Here is a 14,467-nt window from a genome sequence, read left to right as displayed (position 1 = left end):
GGGCAGGAGCCGACCCGAACGGCTGTGGGTGATCACCGGTTGATCACTTGCTGAACCGGACATCTCACGATGTGACTGCCCGGGGACGCTGGACGGCCGCTCGTTAGACTGAGCCGACCGCAGTACATGACTGTGGTGGAGAACCGATCGAGGAGCGCACGTGGGCCTTGTCGTGCAGAAGTACGGCGGCTCCTCCGTTGCCGATGCCGAGGGCATCAAGCGCGTCGCCAAGCGAATCGTCGATGCCAAGAAGAACGGCCACCAGGTGGTCGTCGTGGTATCCGCGATGGGCGACACGACGGACGAGCTGATCGATCTCGCCGAGCAGGTATCCCCCATCCCTGCCGGACGCGAGTTCGACATGCTGCTGACCGCGGGAGAGCGGATCTCCATGGCGCTGCTGGCCATGGCGATCAAAAACCTGGGCCACGAGGCCCAGTCCTTCACGGGCAGCCAGGCGGGCGTCATCACCGACTCGGTCCACAACAAAGCGCGCATCATCGATGTGACGCCGGGCCGGATCCGTACGGCACTGGACGAGGGCAATATCGCCATCGTCGCCGGCTTCCAGGGTGTGTCCCAGGACAAGAAGGACATCACCACCCTCGGTCGCGGTGGCTCCGACACCACCGCCGTCGCCCTCGCCGCCGCGCTGGAGGCCGAGGTCTGCGAGATCTACACGGATGTGGACGGCGTCTTCACCGCCGACCCCCGGGTCGTGCCCAAGGCGCGGAAGATCGACTGGATCTCCATCGAGGACATGCTGGAACTGGCGTCCTCCGGTTCCAAGGTGCTGCTGCACCGCTGCGTCGAGTACGCACGCCGCTACAACATTCCGATCCACGTCCGCTCGTCCTTCTCCGGGCTGCGCGGTACCTGGGTCAGCAACGAGCCGCAGGGAGACCAGCAGGTGGAGCACGCCATCATCTCCGGAGTCGCCCACGACGTCTCCGAGGCCAAGGTCACGGTCGTCGGGGTGCCGGACAAGCCGGGCGAGGCCGCGGCCATCTTCCGTACGATCGCGGACGCCGAGATCAACATCGACATGGTCGTCCAGAACGTCTCGGCGGCCACCACCGCGCTGACGGACATCTCCTTCACGCTGCCGAAGACGGACGGCGCCCGGGCGATCGACGCCCTGGAGAAGGCCAAGGGCAAGATCGGCTTCGATTCGCTGCGCTACGACGACCAGATCGGCAAGATCTCGCTGGTCGGCGCCGGTATGAAGACCAACCCGGGGGTGACCGCCGCCTTCTTCGAGGCGCTCTCGGACGCGGGCGTGAACATCGAGCTGATCTCGACATCCGAGATCCGCATCTCGGTCGTCACCCGCGCCGAGGACGTGAACGAAGCCGTCCGCGCCGTGCACACCGCCTTCGGCCTCGACAGCGACACCGACGAGGCGGTCGTCTACGGGGGCACCGGGCGATGACCCGCAAGCCGACGCTCGCGGTCGTTGGAGCGACCGGAGCCGTCGGAGCGGTGATGCTCCAGATCCTGTCCCAGCACGCGGACGTCTGGGGCGAGATACGACTCGTGGCCTCCCCGCGTAACGCCGGCCGCAAGCTGGCCGTACGCGGGGAGGAGTGCGAGGTCGTCGCGCTCAACGAGGAAGCCCTGACCGGCGTCGACGTGGCGATCTTCCTCGTCCCCGACGAGGTGTCCGCGCAGTGGGCGCCGATCGCCGCCGCCAAGGGCGCGGTGGTCGTGGACAACTCGGCCGCCTTCCGGCTGGACGACGATGTGCCGCTGGTCGTCCCGGAGATCAACCCCCATGCCGTACGGCTCCGGCCGCGCGGCATCGTGGCGAGCCCGCACGACACCACGCTGGCCCTGGTCCCCGCGGTGGGCGCGCTGCACGCCGAATTCGGGCTGCGCGAGCTGGTCGTCTCCTCCTACCAGGCCGTCAGCGGCGCCGGCCGGGACGCCGTCGCCGCGCTGCGGGGACAGCTGTCCCTGGTCGCCGGTACGGAGCTGGGTGCGGGCCCCGGGGACGTACGCCGTGCCGTGAGTGACGAGATCGGGCCCTTCGCGGCGCCCATCGCCCTCAATGTGGTGCCGTGGACCGGCACCCTCCAGGACGGCGGCTGGTCCTCCGAGGAGCTGGGGCTACGGGCCGAGACCCGCAAGATCCTCTGTCTGGCGGGGCTGCGGGTGTCGGCGACCTTCGTCCGGGTGCCGGTGGTGACGACGCACTCCCTCGCGGTGCACGCGCGCTTCGAGAACGAGGTCACCGTGGAGCGGGCGCACGAGATCCTGGCCACCTCGCCGGGTGTGGTGCTCTACGACAATCCGGCCGTGGGTGACTTCCCCACCCCCGCCGATGTGGTCGGTACGGACCCGACCTGGGTGGGCCGGGTGCGCAGATCGCTCGACGATCCCTGTGCGCTGGACCTCTTCCTCTGCGGCGACAATCTGCGCAAGGGGGCCGCGCTGAACTCCGCTCTGATCGCGGAGGCGGTGGCCGCCGAGTTCACGGCCGAGTCCACCGCGTAGTCCACCGCGTAGTTCACCGCGTAATTTCCCGGCACCGTTCGCCTGGGTATCCACCGATTCCATGATCCTTTTTCGGGTTGAGCCTGGACATAGGTGTGGTGTGGGTTTGTAGGATCTGTGAACGCCTCGTGAAGGGCCTGGTCAGGGCCTGGTATCGACTGTGTGTGTGCTGTGGGTTAGCTAGGGCCGGCCCATGGTTGATCCTTGACCGCTCCCTGGTTGACCCATGGCCGGCCCGTGGACACACGCAGGTCCGAACCATTTGAACTGCGGTGGGGAGATGATCGACAATTCGCATCCCCGGGTCCGCAACCAGCGACTGGGCGGGGAGCGTCTTTGCGCTCGCCTCTAGGCAGTGCGGCGAAAAATGGGGCATTGGGGAAGAGCGAGTACGCATGACTGCAAAAGAAACACCGCCAAACGCGGTGGCGTACCCGTACAACCCTGACGGGGGGAAGCGTGTCCAACAAGCGTGGCAGAAGTACTCGACATCGCAGGGTTGGTCCCGGTCCGTGGCGCTTCAGTGCGCCTGGCCCGGGGCGGTTCGGCCGTCCCGACCCGCGGCAGCAGCACCGGGGCACCGGTGCGTGCCGTCCCAGCTCTTCCGGCGGTCCCGGTCGGCCCGGCGGTTGCGCCGGCTCCTCCGACGACTCCGACCGGCACTGCGGCAGCGGCCGTCTCCGCGGCCTCGGCCGCCCTGGCACGCGCCGCTGCGGCCCGTGGCGCGGTGGTGCGTCCGGTTCGCAAGACCCGTGCGCCCGGCGGTATGCCGGTGATCGCCCCGATGCCCACGCCACGCGCCACCCGGCTGCCCTCCCAGCGCGACGGCGCTGACGACACCATGGCAGCCGGCACCACCGTCGATCACCTCACTGAGACCTACCGCACCCACTACCGGTCGCTGCTGGGTCTCGCAGCGCTGCTCCTGGACGACACCGCCTCCTGCGAGGACGTGGTCCAGGAGGCGTTCATACGCGTGCACTCGGCGCGCAACCGGGTGCGCGACCCGGAGAAGACCCTCGCCTACCTGCGACAGACCGTGGTCAACCTCTCCCGGTCGGCACTGCGGCGGCGCATCCTCGGGCTGAAGCTGCTCTCCAAGCCGATGCCGGACATGGCGAGCGCCGAGGAGGGGGCCTACGACCAACTGGAGCGCGACGCCCTCATCAAGGCCATGCGCGGACTTCAGCGGCGCCAGCGCGAGGTGCTCGTCCTGCGGTACTTCGCGGACATGACGGAGGCCCAGGTCGCCGAGACGCTGGGCATATCGCTCGGCTCGGTGAAGGCGTACGGCTCCCGGGGCATAGCGGCGCTGCGCGTCGCCATGGAGGCCACGGCATGAGCGGCGGCAGGAACAGGTTTGAGCGGTACGGGCCGGACGAACCCTTCGACGACCGGACTGGGAACGGAATTGTGAACAACGGGCCGGACAGCGATCCGAACGGCCTCCAGGGTGCGCGCGGATTCGACGACCTCGTCAGGAAACTCAACGCGGCGCCGGCCGGTGCCGGCGAACGGCGGTCCGGCGAAGGGCCGACGGGCGATGGACCGACGGGTGATGTGCCGACGGGTGACGGTCTGAGGGACGAGGGGCTACGGGACGAGGAACTCGCCCTGCGCGAACTCCTCCACGGTGCGGTGGGGGGCCTCACACCATCCGACGGAGCCCTTGACCATCTGCGCAGAGCGGTCCCCGAGCGGCGGGCGCGCAAGCGGCAGGCACTGGTCGGGGTGGCCGCCGCGGCGCTGCTGATCGGCACCGCGATCCCGGCGTTCGTCCATGTGGCGAGGTCGAGCACCGGTGACCAGGCCCGCTCGGTCAACGCCGGGCACGGCCAGGAACACGCCGAGGAGGAGGCCGAGCGCGAGAAGCGTCGCCAGGTGGAGGAGGCCGAGGCGAACACGGCCGGCCCCGCGGCTGGCAGCTCGGGCAGACCGCGTGACCCCGGCAACGTATCCCGCTCACCCGGCCAACGCCCCGACGCCAAGGGCGACACCCAAGGTGCGACGGGCGGTGGCACGGAGGAGGACGCGCCGGGCGAGGCACCCTCGACCTCGGCGGTCTGCGACCCCGGACAGCTCGGTGTCACTTCGGCCCATGCGGACAAGCCCGACGCCGAAGGCAAGGTCTACGGCGTCTTCCGCATCTCCAACGTCTCCGGCACCACCTGCACGGTCGGCGGTGCCGGGAGCTTCGGCTTCAGCGCGCTGGGCGCGGCGGACCCCACGAAGATCACCGTGGTCGAGCACACGGCGGGGGACGCGGCCTCCGGGTTGCCCGACCCCTCCCGGGAGTCCCTGGCACTGCCACTGGCCCCGGACTCGGCGTACGAGGTGCGGTTCGCCTGGGTACCCAGCGAGACCTGCCCGGTCGGCGGGGCTTCACCGTCTCCGCCGGCCCCCACGGAGGGCGGCGGCGGTGCGCCCACCGGCGGCGGTGACGGCGGCACGGGCACCGTGCCGGAGGACAACACCACGGCCCAGCTCGTCACCGAGGACGGCGCCCTCCAGGACGGCAGCATCTCGGTGACCCACACGGCGGAGGCGGGCGCCCCGAGCGCTGAGGCGACGATCCCCAACGCCTGCTCCGGCACGATCTACCGGACGGGCGTGCTGGGCGTGTAGCAGCCCCTCGTCCCCCGGCCCGCCCTCGCGCGTGCGCCCCCGCCGAGCCCGGCGCGGGCGCCGCACGGGGGACGGGCCACGGGCGGCCCGGCTTCCGCACACAGTTCCGGGTCCAGCTCGTTCGCGCGGCTGGCCTCGGGCCCATGCGGGCGATCTCGTCGGGCCCGCGACGCGGAGACCACCCGGACAGGACCTAGCCGCTCTGACTGGTCCCGTCGCTCCGGCCGGTCTGGCTGGTCCTGTCGCTCCGGCCGGTCTGGCTGGTCCGATTGATTCGGCCGGTCTGGCTGGTCCTGTCGCTCCGGCCGGTCTGGCTGGTCCGATTGATTCGGCCGGTGCCATCGGTCCGGCCGGTCAGACGGGGTCCGGCTCCAGACCCAGCGCCCGGTCCTTCACCGCTTCCGTCTCGCGGCGCACCAGCCGGAACCACATGAACAGCACGAACGCCGCGAACGCGAACCACTCCCCGGTGTACCCCAGGTTCTGGAACGCCTTCAGATCCAGCCCGCTGCCCTCCGGAAGCGTCGCCGGCACCGGTACGAGCCCGTCGTCCGCCGCCGTCAGCGTGATCCATGCGTCATGCACATCGTCCGGCACCATGTTCACCAGGGACGCGGCGCTGATCATCCCGAGCTGCCCACGCGGCAACCCGCCTTGCGTATGGACCCCGTCCGTGCCCGCGTTCTCGGACGCCTGGAGGGCGCCGGTCACCGTGACCTCGCCGGTCGGCGCGGCCGGGACGGGTTTGCCGTCGGCCAGCCAGCCGCGGACCACCGGCAGCGTCCGTCCGCCGTCCGTCTTCAGCAGCGACAGGACGTAGTCGCCCTGCTTGCCGTCCAGCATCCGGTCGGGCACGAGGAACTGCTCGCCGTACTCCCCGCTGGCCGTCGCCGGGCGGCCCGACGTCTTCTTGTCGACGGGCAGCAGCTCGGTCAGGGGCGCGACATCACGCTCACCCGGGGCCGGCTCCCGCTTGGCCTCCTGGTGGGTGTCGACCCGCTCTTCGAACTTCCCGAGCTGCCAGGACCCCATGAAGATGCAGAAGGGGATCGCCAGCACGACGAACGCATTGATGCCCCACCATCGGGGCGTCAGCAGGAACCGGTACACCCCTCCACGGTACGGAACGCGCCACGCCCACTCCGTTCCGCCCCCCTTTCCAACGCGTCCGATCCCACCGAACTCAGCCCTTGCACCCGCCCGGGCGCCACCCCGCTCCCTTCACCTCCGACTCCCTCGAACGACACCCCGCGGTCCATGACCACCCCCGCGACCCCGCCCGCCCCACCACGGGCGGTGCCCACCGAGCCCTCTGCCCCCACCACGGGCGGTGCCCACCGAGCCCTCTGCGGCCGGCACACCGGACCACCCAGTGCCGGATCCGCCCGCCCCCCACCACGGGCGGCGACCTGCCGGGCGGCCCGACTCGCCTACCGGCCTACCGACTCGCTCACCGGCCCACCGGCTCACTGGCTCACCGGGTCCTACCGGCCGGCCTATCGACCTACCGGCTCCGTCCGGTCGTCAGATCCGCCGACTTCCCGGCCCGTCAGATGCGCCGCGGCGAACGCCATCTCCATCCCCACCTGCTTGATCCGCTCTTCCACCACCAGGGAGCCATGACCCGCGTCGTACCGGTACACCTCATGGGTCGCGCCCCGGGCCGCCAGGCGCTCCACGTAGTTCTCCACCTGGCGGATCGGGCAACGCGGATCGTTGACACCCGCCGAGATGTAGACCGGAGCCCGCACCGCGTCCACGTAGGTCAGTGGGGACGAGGCTTCGAACCTCTCCGGTACCTCCTCCGGCGTGCCGCCGAGCAGGGTGCGGTCCATCGCCTTCAGCGCCTCCATCTCGTCGTGGTAGGCCGTGACATAGTCGGCGACCGGCACCGCCGCGAGCCCCAGCGCCCAGCTCTCGGGCTGGGTGCCGAGACCGAGGAGGGTCAGATAGCCGCCCCAGGAGCCGCCCGCCAGGATCAGCCGCTCCGGATCGGCGAGCCCGGACTCCACCGCCCACGCGCGGACGGCCGCTATGTCCTCCAGCTCGATCAGCCCGATCCGGTGCTTGAGCGCGTCCGTCCACGCCCGCCCGTACCCCGTGGAGCCGCGGTAGTTGACCCGTACGACCGCATAGCCGTGGTCGATCCAGGCGGCGGGTCCCGCCGCGAAGGCATCACTGTCGTGCCAGGTCGGGCCGCCGTGTATCTCGAAGACCGTCGGCAGCGGTCCCGGCACCCCGGCCGGCCGCTGCACCAGGGCGTGAATACGGCCCCCGGGCCCCTCCACCCAGACGTCCTCCACCGGCACGGAGTCGGGCGCCTTCATACCGGGCGGATCGAGGACGACACGGCCCGTCGTCGAACGCACCCGGGGCGGCAGCGCCGCGGACGACCAGAGGTACTCCACCTCTCCGTCGGGCCGGGCCGTCGCACCCGAGACCGAACCGGCCGGCGTCTCGATCCGCGTCAGCTCGCGGGTGGCCAGGTCATACCGCCACAGCTCGCCACGGGCCTCGAAGCTGTGCGCGATCAGCAGACCCGAGCCGTCGGGATACCACTCGGCGGTCACATCGCCCGGCAGCCCGATCGCGAGATCGGTCTCCGCACCCGACGCGACGTCCCAGATCATCGGCTCCCAGCGCCCACCACGCTGATGCCCGACGAGCAGCCGGGTGTCCCCGGGCACCGGAGCGAACCCGAGCACATCGAGCCCCAGCTCCTGCGTACCTCCCTTGGTGTCGTCCAGCTCCGCCACCGGGCTGCCGTCGAGACGCACGATCCGCAGCGCCGAGTGCATCGCGTCGCCGTGCTCGGTGTGCTCGATGGCGATCAGCGTCCCGTCGTGCGACAGATCGCCGACCCCCGCCGACTCCCGGTGCCGGTAGATCTCGACCGGCTCGGCCCCGTCCCGTACGACATGGATCGCCGTGCCGTCCTCGTCGGTGGACCGGCCGACCACCGAGGCGCCGTGCCTCCCGATCGCGAGACCGGCCGAGTAGGACGGGTCGAGGCCGGGGGCCGCGGGCACATCGGTCCCACCGCCGAACGGCTGCCGCATCCATATCCCGAACTCGTCCCCGTACGACGGCAAGTCTGGAACGGAGGAGCTGTGCCCGTCGTCGAACCACCAGATCGACTCGCCATCGGGGGTGAGTACCCCGTCCGTCGTTCCGTCCGGCCGGTTCGTGACCTGTCGCTGTTCACCGGTCTTCCGGTCCCAGGCGTACAGCTCGTACTTGCCGGTCGCGTTCGAGACGAACAGGGAACGGTCGGGGGCGTCCGTCGCCCAGTCGGGCAGGGAGACGCGCGGCGCACGGAAGCGCTTCTCCCAGTCGGGCATGTTCTCAGCGTCAGTCATGCCCCCCATCCAACCCGATGCCGGTCATCTGCTGCACGGCCCGTCATCTGAATCTGAATTCATTCGAATACTTCTCCGAGCTGCTCGACTGTCCTCACCCCGGACCCGGTGTATGCGGAGCTGCTCCAGGAGATAGCGATGCGCATACGTAATGGGGACTCGACCTACGCCATTGCCGAGGACTGCAACCGGCGCTCCATCATGACGTGATCGGATCATCTCCGTACCGTCAAGGGGAAGCCGGTCAAGGGATTTCTTTGGACGGCGGCAACGGTCGCCCGCGTCATCCAGAACCCCGTCTGCATGGGGTGCCAGACCCACAACGGGGATATCTGGGAGACCGAGGAGGGCGAATCGAGCGCCATAGCCGACAAGGCGATCCTCAAGCAGGGGAGTGGTAAGCCACCACCAGGGCCCTTGCCCCTCGAACCCCGCTCAAGAAGGTGCGGCGTCGGGAGACGGCGTGCCTGCTCACTGGCAATGCCATCTGCGGGAACTGCGGTAGTCGTATGGTGTGCCACCACTCGACCAAGACCTTGAAGAATGGTGAGACGCGGACCTACCGCGACTATCGGTGCACCTCAAAGAATCGCTCGGTTCTGTGTGAGGGCTTGGCCAGCATCAATGAAACCGAACTCGAAGCTGTGTTCACCGAAGCGCTCATGGAGTCCATTGGTCATGCTCCGGAAATGGTGAAGTCCGTTGATCCCGGGGAGGACCACACGGCAGAACTGGAGCGGAAGCGGCAGGGGCTGAACAGGCTGGAGAGCGACTACGCGGAAGGGAAGTACGAAACCCCCGCGAAGGAAGCGTCCTACTGGCGGACGCTGGAAAACCTGACGAAGAAGATCGATGAACTCTCGTCGCGCCCTGTGCGTCCCCGTACGGTGACCTACCAGCCGACAGGGCGAACGTGGGCGGACAAGTGGGCAGGCATGGGAACGCAGGATCGCCGGGAGTTCCTGGGCGAGCGCAATGTCAGGGTCATCGTGTGGAAGGACCCGATGCCCGGCGTCAAGCGTGGCGCCGTCGTCCGCTTCGGGAACCTCAAGGAATTCGCGGTTGCCGGTGGAGTGAGCGGTTCGGAACTCTCCGACTGGGGCTAGGCCGGTTGGAACGTGCCCGACCACTGGATGGACTCGACCCGTCTGTACGACGAGGAGCAGCGAGACGCCGTGATCGAGACCTACGGAACCACGGAACTCCCTGTGAGCCTGGTCAAGGTGAGGGCCAAGACGAGAGGGACCTTCCCCGGCGCAGCGTCCGTCACCGTCTCCACATGGACCACCGCCGCATAGCCGAGAACGGCCGCTGAGCGGCCTTGCAGCCCCCGTACCGGGAAATTTTTCCCAGGACGGGGGCCTTTCGCTTCCCACCGGGCCGCTGAACGCGATGGGTCCGGCCCTGCCGGGAAGGCCGCGCGCGGGTAGCTGACATGCCTGGCAGGTCGTCGCAGTCCCTCCCGACCGCAAGAGACCGAGTCCGGGCTTACGCCCTGGGGCACACCTGTGAAGAGACCGTGCCATCCGTGGCCGGTCCGCCCCCGCGAAGAAGAGGAGACACATGTCCCGCCGCCCGGCGGGGGGCATCGGCGTACATGTGTGCGCCTCACAGGAAGGTGCCACGACCAGTGGCTATCAGCTTCGGCCTTGACCGCCCGTGGGGTGGAGTCTCCGGACGACGACAAGCTAGCCGTGGCCCGCGCCCGGTACGCCAAGAACGAGAGCGTCACCGCCATAGCCAAGACTCTCGGAGTCCACCGGGCCACCCTCTACCGCCATTTGGGAGAGCGCGCCTGAGCAAGGCGCACAGCCACTTCGTCAGGCTGCTTGGGCGCGAATCAGCATCGTGCCCGCCGTCTTGGCCTCGGGTGGGTCGATCAACGACACACGCACATCGGAGAAGCCGTGCCCCACAAGAAGGCTCCTCCACTCGTCCGGGGTGTGGTCGTGTCGCATCCCCGCCTTGCCGGGCTGTAGCTCTTGACTCCCCGGGGGAAGGTGCGAGAACGCCAGCACCCCGCCGAGGGACATGCGCCCTCGTACGAGCGGCATCAACGTATCGGGTGCCGTGAACCACACGGCACCGAAGATCGAGAGCACGACATCGAACTCCTCCGTCGCACCCTCCAGGAACGCGACGGCTTCAGCCGTACGGAATTCCACGCCAGGCAGACCGCCCCAGCGCTTGCGCGCGACGGCTTCGCGGGACGGAGCGACGTCGATGCCCACGCCGCTGGCCCCGAGGGTGACGAGGTGAGCGAGGTTGTCACCGCTGCCTGATCCCAGCTCCAGTACCTTCCGCCCCGCCACAGGCCCGAGAACAGTCTCGTCCGGGCCGTGGTCGGCGTACTGAGTCCAGTTGAGCCAGGTCGATTCCCCGCGCCCGTTGGTGGCCCTACGGGGCTTGCTGGTGGCCGCGTAGCGCTCCCAGGACTCAGCCAGCGTCGACGACATGCAGACGGTTCCTCTCATGGCGGAAGGGGCCCACCCCAACGTATGGGATGAGCCCCCACTCACTTGCAGGTGGATGGTTCTATGTGTTGGGTGAGTCGGTGCACCCGGCGTGGCACTGCGTGCACTTGGCCGCATCCTCCATGCCCCACAGGTCGGGGTCGATCTCGAACCCGGCCGTCCGGATGGCCTTGACCGTCCGCTCCAGGACCAGCGGACCGGCGTCCTGCGAGTCGTGTCGGTCCCCCAGCTCGGGAACGTGATGGATATACCGGCCGAAGTGCCGGTCCGTGAAGTGGTGGTACGGGATCGAGTCCAGCATGAACGAGTGCCACGCTTCGTCCACCTGCTTGGACGGACCCATGAGCAGGTCCGGGTTCTCGCCGCATGTGACCAGGTAGGCGACTGCCTGCCCGAACTTGGCCTCCGCCAGTTCGCGGGTGTTCTGCGGGTTCCGGAGGAGGAGCGTCACCTCCCGCTCCCACACGTCCGGCGTGACGTACGCCTTCGGGTCGCGGATCACTACTGCCGTACTCATCCTGGCTGACCTCCACGTAATCGGGTGTCGAGCGTGCTCCGGTCCTGTCGTCCGCCTCGGCACGCGGGGCACAAGCGCGGGGGCATCACGCCGGTAGCGAGGGTTCCCCGCCCTCACCCTCGTACAGGGTCTGCGGCACGGTCTGCGTGCCGTCTGCGCTCACCTTGTAGGTGCTGATGCGGAGGGACATGGCGACCATGTTCCGGATCAGCCGGCACCATTGCGGCGACGTTCAAGGCGTCCCTCGGGCGTCATGTCGGCGTCACGCCGAGGGCGTCAAACCGGTGTCATTGGAGGCGCGGCGTGACTAACCTCGGATCATGACGACCACGGCCGAGCGTGAGCGCACCCCTAACGACGTGCTGACCTCAGTACGCAAGTCGATGAACCTCAGCCAGGACGAGTTTGCCCAAGGACTCCGGCGCGCGGGCGAGGAGCTGGGTGAACCCAACGACGCCTCCAAGCGGCTTGTGCAACGCTGGGAATCCGGGGAGACCAGGACATGCCGTCCGCTGTACGCGCGGGCGCTGAGGCGGTTCACGGGCCGCGCTCCCGAGTCGCTGGGGTTCGCCATCCCCATGACCCGCGTTCACTCAGACCGCGCAGGAGGCCACGACATGGAAGCTGGGGAAGTCGACACGACCGATGTCGTCGTGAGCCCGGAGCCGGAGACTCAGGGCGAGTACGCGGGCATCTGGGTGTCCCGGTACGAGTTCTACTCATCCAGTCGTGACGAGACATTCGACTGCAAGCACCATGTCGTGATCGTCCAGTACGGCAACCGGCTGACAGCCCAGAGCCTGCCTGGCGCGTCGACCAACCCGGACAGCCCACTGTCTCTGGACCTCACCGTGGACCGGAACGTCATCACGGGCACGTGGACGGAACAGACTGCGGCCGATGGCTACTACCAGGGTGCGCGGTATCACGGTGCCATCCAGATGCTGATCGAGCCGACAGGCCGACGCATGGCGGGCAAGTGGGTGGGGTTCGGAAAGGACTTCGACATGAACACCGGGCCATGGGAACTGCGCCTACTCGATCGGTCAAGCGCCCGCGCAAGCATCGAGCGGTACTCGACCACCCCGGACTGAAGCACCGGTGAAGAAGCCCCTTCGGGGGACCGGAGGGGTGGGTGTCAGCGTGTGAGCAGAGCGCTGGCCGCCCGGCAGGACTGGACAGACGTTCATATGTAGCGGCAAGATCCATCCCCGTCCGTGTCCGAGGACCACCAGATCGAGGCGCCGTCGGGCGACAGCACTCCGTCCGTCGTGCCGCTCGGCCGGTCGGTGGCCTGCCGCTGTTCGCCGGTCGACCTGTCCCAGGCGTACAACTCGTAGGTCCCCGTCGCGTTGGAGACGAAGAGCGAACGGTCGGGCGCGTCCTCCGCCCAGTCGGGGAGGGAGACGCGGGGCGCGCGGAAGCGCTTCTCCCAGTCGGGCATCGAGTCGGTGATCTCAGTCATGACCCCATTCTGCGCCGGACCTCCGATAAACCGTTCGCGTCGTCCGCAGCCTGTGGATAACTTCGTTCTCATGCCTGCTCACCTGCCTGCCGAGTTCCCCGCGGACTGGCGCGAAGCCAACCGTTCCAGCTGGGACGAACGCGTGCCCATCCATGTGGCCAGCGACTTCTACGACCTGGCCGGATTCCGTTCCGGCAAAGACGCGCTGCGCGATTTCGAGGTCGAGGAGGTCGGCGATGTCACCGGCCGCACCCTCCTCCACCTCCAGTGCCACTTCGGCCAGGACACGCTGTCCTGGGCCCGGCGGGGGGCCGCCCGGGTCGTCGGGCTCGACTTCTCCGAACCGGCCGTCGAGACCGCCCGCTCCCTCGCCACCGAGCTGGGTTTCGGTCCGGACCGCGCGGCGTTCGTCGCGGCCGATGTGTACGACGCCGTGGAAGCCGTCCCGGACCGCTCGTACGACATCGTCTACACCGGCACGGGCGCGCTGACCTGGCTTCCGGACATCACCCGCTGGGCCGAGACAGCCGCCTCGCTCGTCGCGCCGGGCGGGTTCCTCTATCTCGCGGAGTTCCATCCCCTCACCGACGTCCTCGATGACGAGACGGGGTCGCGTGTCGTCCACGACTACTTCTCGCGTGACGCATGGGTGGACGAGACACCGGGGACCTACGCCGATCTCGGCGCCCGGACCGTCAACAACCGCAGTGTCGAGTGGCAGCACCCGATCGGCGAGGTCGTCTCCGCGCTGTGCGCGGCCGGGCTGCGGCTGGAGTTCCTGCGGGAGCACGATGTCTCGCTCTTCCCGCGGTTCGAGACGCTCACGGCGGACGACAACGGCTACTACCGCTTCCAGGACGGCCGGCCCCGGATCCCACTGATGTACTCCCTGAAGGCGGTGCGCCCGGCCTGACGACGGCTGGCCTCCCCGCTCGGAGCGCCGGAGGCACCGGTCGCCGGCGTCGGCCCACGGCGTGACCGGGCGGCGGCCGGTTTCCCCCCGGCGTCGGGGGCGTCAGCGCTCCTGAGCGGCCCGGGGCAGTCGTACCACCGCACGGCCGCCGTCCAGGTCCACGGTGGAGCGGTGCGGAGGCGCGCCGTCCTCTTCGTCGTCCCGCATCAGCAGCGCGCTCTGGCGCTCCTTCAGTTCGTTCTGCTTGCCCGGCGAGAACGACGCGTGCAACTGCTCGAAACCAGTGGACGACACCTGGCCACGCCGTTTCCCCCGGCCGGTCATCCGCAGCAGTTGGTCGCCGAAGGCTATGGCGACGAGGATGATCACCAACCCCGGGAGGGTCATGAAGACGACGAACTCCATACGATCAGTCTCCTGAGCGGCCGACCGGATCGGCCAGGATTCGGAGGGGCATCGGCATATGAGGTGCGAGCGGTGAGCCGCGGTACGGGACGAGCCGTGCCGAGAAGCTCCCGAGTCGTCGTCGGGGAGCGCGTCCCCCGGCAGAGCCCGCCCGTACGAAACAGAAAACGTACGGAACACAGGATGTACGGAACACAGGACGTACGGAACGCG

General features: G+C 68.9%; 14 protein-coding genes and 2 pseudogenes. 10 read left to right on the top strand and 6 right to left on the bottom strand.

Annotated elements, in window-relative coordinates:
- Positions 1–160: 160 nt before the first annotated feature.
- From ACH4S7_RS11415 to ACH4S7_RS11400, 4 genes are all read left to right on the top strand, one after another.
- Positions 161–1,432, top strand: a complete 1,272-nt coding sequence (locus ACH4S7_RS11415) for an aspartate kinase (RefSeq protein WP_398520904.1) — start codon at positions 161–163, stop codon at positions 1,430–1,432.
- Entirely contained in the window at positions 1,429–2,496 is a 1,068-nt protein-coding gene (locus ACH4S7_RS11410) for an aspartate-semialdehyde dehydrogenase (protein WP_398520903.1), read from the top strand. The genes ACH4S7_RS11415 and ACH4S7_RS11410 overlap by 4 nt, the downstream gene beginning before the upstream one ends.
- Before the next feature lie 766 nt (positions 2,497–3,262).
- Positions 3,263–3,838, top strand: coding sequence for a SigE family RNA polymerase sigma factor (locus tag ACH4S7_RS11405; protein WP_398521354.1), 576 nt, complete (start codon positions 3,263–3,265; stop codon positions 3,836–3,838).
- Positions 3,835–5,121, top strand: coding sequence for a hypothetical protein (locus tag ACH4S7_RS11400; RefSeq protein ID WP_398520902.1), 1,287 nt, complete (start codon positions 3,835–3,837; stop codon positions 5,119–5,121). Before ACH4S7_RS11405 ends, ACH4S7_RS11400 begins: the two co-directional genes overlap by 4 nt.
- A 354-nt stretch (positions 5,122–5,475) precedes the next feature.
- Here the strand turns inward: ACH4S7_RS11400 and ACH4S7_RS11395 are convergent, their stop codons facing one another.
- Both ACH4S7_RS11395 and ACH4S7_RS11390 read right to left on the bottom strand, forming a co-directional pair.
- A complete protein-coding gene (locus tag ACH4S7_RS11395; RefSeq protein ID WP_398520901.1) occupies positions 5,476–6,231 on the bottom strand; it encodes an SURF1 family protein in 756 nt (251 codons plus the stop codon).
- Positions 6,232–6,617: 386 nt separating this feature from the next.
- Positions 6,618–8,489 (bottom strand): prolyl oligopeptidase family serine peptidase, encoded by a 1,872-nt coding sequence (locus ACH4S7_RS11390; protein WP_398520900.1) that lies wholly within the window; start codon positions 8,487–8,489, stop codon positions 6,618–6,620.
- A 219-nt stretch (positions 8,490–8,708) separates the two neighbouring features.
- Between ACH4S7_RS11390 and ACH4S7_RS11385 the strand changes: the two are divergent.
- From ACH4S7_RS11385 to ACH4S7_RS11370, 4 genes and pseudogenes are all read left to right on the top strand, one after another.
- A pseudogene (locus tag ACH4S7_RS11385) lies at positions 8,709–9,020 on the top strand (hypothetical protein); the annotation flags it as partial.
- Positions 8,924–9,586 (top strand): zinc ribbon domain-containing protein, encoded by a 663-nt coding sequence (locus ACH4S7_RS11380; RefSeq protein ID WP_398520899.1) that lies wholly within the window; start codon positions 8,924–8,926, stop codon positions 9,584–9,586. The pseudogene ACH4S7_RS11385 and the gene ACH4S7_RS11380, both read left to right, overlap by 97 nt.
- A gap of 27 nt (positions 9,587–9,613) precedes the next feature.
- The gene (locus ACH4S7_RS11375; protein ID WP_398520898.1) at positions 9,614–9,778 is read left to right on the top strand and encodes a hypothetical protein; all 165 of its coding nucleotides are present in this window, start codon (positions 9,614–9,616) and stop codon (positions 9,776–9,778) included.
- Positions 9,779–10,129: 351 nt separating this feature from the next.
- Positions 10,130–10,279 (top strand): helix-turn-helix domain-containing protein, encoded by a 150-nt coding sequence (locus ACH4S7_RS11370; RefSeq protein ID WP_398520897.1) that lies wholly within the window; start codon positions 10,130–10,132, stop codon positions 10,277–10,279.
- A 21-nt stretch (positions 10,280–10,300) separates the two neighbouring features.
- Here ACH4S7_RS11370 and ACH4S7_RS11365 read toward each other — a convergent pair whose 3' ends face one another.
- Together ACH4S7_RS11365 and ACH4S7_RS11360 are read right to left on the bottom strand one after the other, a co-directional pair.
- Entirely contained in the window at positions 10,301–10,936 is a 636-nt protein-coding gene (locus tag ACH4S7_RS11365) for a class I SAM-dependent methyltransferase (RefSeq protein WP_398520896.1), read from the bottom strand.
- Between the two features lie 79 nt (positions 10,937–11,015).
- On the bottom strand, positions 11,016–11,471 hold the full coding sequence (locus ACH4S7_RS11360; RefSeq protein ID WP_398520895.1) for a glycine-rich domain-containing protein: 456 nt from the start codon (positions 11,469–11,471) through the stop codon (positions 11,016–11,018).
- Positions 11,472–11,791: 320 nt separating this feature from the next.
- Between ACH4S7_RS11360 and ACH4S7_RS11355 the strand changes: the two genes are divergently transcribed.
- A complete protein-coding gene (locus tag ACH4S7_RS11355) occupies positions 11,792–12,565 on the top strand; it encodes a helix-turn-helix domain-containing protein (RefSeq protein WP_398520894.1) in 774 nt (257 codons plus the stop codon).
- A 113-nt stretch (positions 12,566–12,678) separates the two neighbouring features.
- On the opposite strand, the pseudogene ACH4S7_RS11350 reads toward ACH4S7_RS11355, so the two are convergent.
- A pseudogene (locus ACH4S7_RS11350) lies at positions 12,679–12,936 on the bottom strand (TolB family protein); the annotation flags it as partial.
- A gap of 70 nt (positions 12,937–13,006) precedes the next feature.
- Between ACH4S7_RS11350 and ACH4S7_RS11345 the strand changes: the two are divergent.
- Complete coding sequence (locus tag ACH4S7_RS11345) at positions 13,007–13,849, top strand: class I SAM-dependent methyltransferase (protein ID WP_398520893.1); 843 nt, start codon at positions 13,007–13,009, stop codon at positions 13,847–13,849.
- 102 nt (positions 13,850–13,951) lie between these two features.
- Here ACH4S7_RS11345 and ACH4S7_RS11340 read toward each other — a convergent pair whose 3' ends face one another.
- Positions 13,952–14,254 (bottom strand): DUF6191 domain-containing protein, encoded by a 303-nt coding sequence (locus tag ACH4S7_RS11340; RefSeq protein WP_398520892.1) that lies wholly within the window; start codon positions 14,252–14,254, stop codon positions 13,952–13,954.
- Between the last annotated feature and the right edge of the window lie 213 nt (positions 14,255–14,467).

The organism is Streptomyces sp. NPDC020965, from assembly GCF_044333555.1.
Lineage (GTDB): Bacteria > Actinomycetota > Actinomycetes > Streptomycetales > Streptomycetaceae > Streptomyces.
Note: the sequence above shows the minus strand (reverse complement) of the source record. Positions and strands in the feature narration are given on the sequence as shown.

What these genes read in the sequence shown, in the direction of transcription:
- ACH4S7_RS11390 (WP_398520900.1), bottom strand. Translation starts at nt 8,489, where the DNA reads ATGGGGGGCATGACTGACGCTGAGAACATGCCCGACTGGGAGAAGCGC.
- ACH4S7_RS11365 (WP_398520896.1), bottom strand. Translation starts at nt 10,936, where the DNA reads ATGTCGTCGACGCTGGCTGAGTCCTGGGAGCGCTACGCGGCCACCAGC.
- ACH4S7_RS11360 (WP_398520895.1), bottom strand. Translation starts at nt 11,471, where the DNA reads ATGAGTACGGCAGTAGTGATCCGCGACCCGAAGGCGTACGTCACGCCG.
- ACH4S7_RS11340 (WP_398520892.1), bottom strand. Translation starts at nt 14,254, where the DNA reads ATGGAGTTCGTCGTCTTCATGACCCTCCCGGGGTTGGTGATCATCCTC.
- ACH4S7_RS11410 (WP_398520903.1), top strand. Translation starts at nt 1,429, where the DNA reads ATGACCCGCAAGCCGACGCTCGCGGTCGTTGGAGCGACCGGAGCCGTC.
- ACH4S7_RS11355 (WP_398520894.1), top strand. Translation starts at nt 11,792, where the DNA reads ATGACGACCACGGCCGAGCGTGAGCGCACCCCTAACGACGTGCTGACC.
- ACH4S7_RS11405 (WP_398521354.1), top strand. Translation starts at nt 3,263, where the DNA reads ATGCCGGTGATCGCCCCGATGCCCACGCCACGCGCCACCCGGCTGCCC.
- ACH4S7_RS11400 (WP_398520902.1), top strand. Translation starts at nt 3,835, where the DNA reads ATGAGCGGCGGCAGGAACAGGTTTGAGCGGTACGGGCCGGACGAACCC.
- ACH4S7_RS11375 (WP_398520898.1), top strand. Translation starts at nt 9,614, where the DNA reads ATGGACTCGACCCGTCTGTACGACGAGGAGCAGCGAGACGCCGTGATC.
- ACH4S7_RS11345 (WP_398520893.1), top strand. Translation starts at nt 13,007, where the DNA reads ATGCCTGCTCACCTGCCTGCCGAGTTCCCCGCGGACTGGCGCGAAGCC.